The sequence below is a fragment of the Nocardioides pelophilus genome (assembly GCF_014180685.1).
GTDB classification, from domain to species: domain Bacteria; phylum Actinomycetota; class Actinomycetes; order Propionibacteriales; family Nocardioidaceae; genus Nocardioides; species Nocardioides pelophilus.
Map to the genome: position 1 here is coordinate 1 of NZ_JACEHF010000274.1, position 2,526 is coordinate 2,526.

Here is a 2,526-nt window from a genome sequence, read left to right on the forward strand (position 1 = left end):
TCCCGTACGGCGGTTGATCGCGGCGGCGGTCGCCGCGTCGGCGACCCCGAGGAGGACCACGAACTGCGGCCCGGTGGGCCGGGGCGCTGCCGGCTGGCGCTCGCCGCGGTAGACCGACCAGTGGTACGCCGCCACGGCTGCCGCGGTGACCAGGATCCCGATCGGGAAGCGGATGCTGCGCAACGTCACCAGTCCCGGGTCACCCTGGAGGAGGTGGTCGACGAGCAGCCAGGCGCCGGCCAGCAGGGCGCCGACGGCCGCCAGGCTGGCCACGCCCAGCAGGACGAACAGGTAGAGCCGCCGGGTCGGGGCGACGACCTCGTCGTGCGACGCGGCGGCCGCCCGCTGGCCCCGGCTCCAGAAGAACCACCACACCGGCGCACCGACGCCGAGCAGGGTCAGCGCGGCGATGAGCGTGTTCGCCGGACCGCTGCTGCTCACCAGCGACGGGTCCGCGATCGCCTCCACGAGCGCGACGATGACGATTGTCGTGCCCGCCGTCGCCGCACCGAGGCCGATGACGGCCAGCAGGTAGTCGCGGACCCGGTCGATCTCGGTCCGGTCCGGCCGCTGCTCCTCCCGCAGCACCGTCTGGTGGTAGGTCAGCGTGAGCAGGCCGACGACGGTCGCGGCCACGGTCTCGGGCATCGTGGAGAAGTAGCGGTCGGCGTCGTCCTGGCCGGGCTGCCCGACCAGCCACACCAGCAGCCGGTAGAGCCCCACGCTGGCGGCGGTGACCGCGACGACGAGGCCGGCCGCCGCACCCACGAGGAGCACGTAGCCGTGCCAGAGCACGTTGCGCTGGGTGCGCAGGGCGGTCGCCAGCCAGTAGAGCGCCCACACCGCCGCGGCCAGCAGCAGGGTCACGGCGCCTTCGAGGATCGGCTCGTGGCGACCGACGATGAGCTCCGACTCGTCGAGGCCGAACCACCTGTCGAGGGCGCCGGTGAGCAGGACGCCCAGCCCGACCAGGCCGACCACCAGGCCCAGCAGCGACCCCGCCAGGAGCTGCGGCTGCAGCAGCGGCAGGTCCCCCCGCCGCGCGCCGCGCCACCAGTGGAAGCCCCAGACGGCGGTCCAGACGAGCGCGTTCGCGAGCGCCTGGGGGGAGAAGGGTCGCAGGTCGAGCAGCCAGGAGAGCACGTCGTGGAGCGCGAACAGCGCGATGAGCAGCGAGATCAGGCTCGCCGCGGACAGGTAGAGCAGCCACGCGACCGACCGGGCCTCGGCGGGGTCGTCGGCGAGCGTGCGGCGCGACCAGAGCGCAACGCCCGTGAGGAGCGGCAGCCCGACGACGGTGAACGCCACGCTGCGGGCGATCGCGGAGTCCGTCACGACGATCGTGGTGCTCTGCGCGAACGCCGTCGCGAGCAGGCCGGCGACACCGACCGCGGTGACCACCAGCAGGCCGAAGAGCAGCAGGTACTGGAAGAACTGCCGTACGGCGTGCCCCTCCGGTGTCGGCGCCGTCGCTCCCCGACCGGCCAGCCGCCGTACGCCGACCACCGCGCCGGCCACCAGGGCGACCAGGACGAAGATGAGGATGATCCCGCCGATCACTTGATCATCACCCCGCACTCGAAGATCGGCCACGGCGTGCCGCTGAGCAGCCACTCGTCGCCCGTGCGGCGGAGGCGGAAGGTCTGCTGCTCGCTCCACTTCGTGGGGATGATCTCGCCCGATCCGGTGGTGATGACGACGTCGACCCGCGCCGTCTCGCCGAGGACCCGCACCTCGCGCAGCGAGACGTGGACGTCCTCCCCGACGTACGCGTTGTCGAAGTCCTCGGCGGTGCAGCTGGTCCCGGCGGCCAGCATGTCGACGGCCGCATCACTGTCCCGGTCGACCACCGCGTCGAGGTAGGCCTGGACGGCGGCCTCGGGAGAGCCGGGCTCGAGCTCGACCGGGTCACGCGATCCGGCGAGGACGGTCACGAGCGCAGCCAGCACGATGGCGCCGACGACGGCCGCCAGCACGAGGCGCGCAGTTGACCTCATACCAGCACGCTAGTCAGGCTGGACGGCCGTGCCAGAGGCGTCGGACCCGACCGCACTGAGGCACAAGGTCCTCCGTCCGGCCGCCGTGCCGGGCCCGGGCTGGGGGCAGGGCCTAGGTTGATGTCCTCGATGCTTCGTCGTCCGCACCAGAGGAGCCAGATCGCCATGCAGCAGGTCCGGGCCGTCATCGCCCGCGCAAAGGGAGCCCCGGTCGAGATCGCCACCATCAACGTCCCGGATCCCGGCCCCGGGGAGGCGGTGGTGAAGGTGCTGACCTGCGGGGTCTGCCACACCGACCTGCACTACCGCGAGGGTGGGATCAACGACGACTTCCCGTTCCTGCTGGGCCACGAGGCGTCGGGCATCGTGGAGGCGGTCGGCCCCGAGGTCACCGGCATCGCGCCGGGCGACTTCGTCGTCCTCAACTGGCGTGCGGTGTGCGGCGAGTGCCGCGCCTGCAAGCGGGGCGACCTCCACTACTGCTTCGCCACCCACAACGCGACCCAGAAGATGACGCTGGCCGGCGGCC

General features: G+C 72.6%; 3 protein-coding genes. 1 reads left to right on the forward strand and 2 read right to left on the reverse strand.

Translation table 11 applies throughout. From position 1 onward, the window contains the following. Positions 1–1,560: DUF5671 domain-containing protein (locus H0488_RS22805; protein WP_183101476.1), on the reverse strand; the 1,560-nt coding region annotated here is incomplete at its 3' end. Then, complete coding sequence (locus tag H0488_RS22810; protein WP_183101477.1) at positions 1,557–1,997, reverse strand: nuclear transport factor 2 family protein; 441 nt, start codon at positions 1,995–1,997, stop codon at positions 1,557–1,559. The genes H0488_RS22810 and H0488_RS22805, both read right to left, overlap by 4 nt. 165 nt (positions 1,998–2,162) lie before the next feature. Here H0488_RS22810 and H0488_RS22815 point away from each other — a divergent pair. Further along, a partial coding sequence (locus tag H0488_RS22815) for an alcohol dehydrogenase catalytic domain-containing protein (RefSeq protein ID WP_183101478.1) occupies positions 2,163–2,526 on the forward strand: 364 nt, incomplete at its 3' end.

Bases quoted from the DNA above. Each gene is read 5' to 3' on its own strand.
- H0488_RS22810 (WP_183101477.1), bottom strand. From the start codon at position 1,997: ATGAGGTCAACTGCGCGCCTCGTGCTGGCGGCCGTCGTCGGCGCCATC.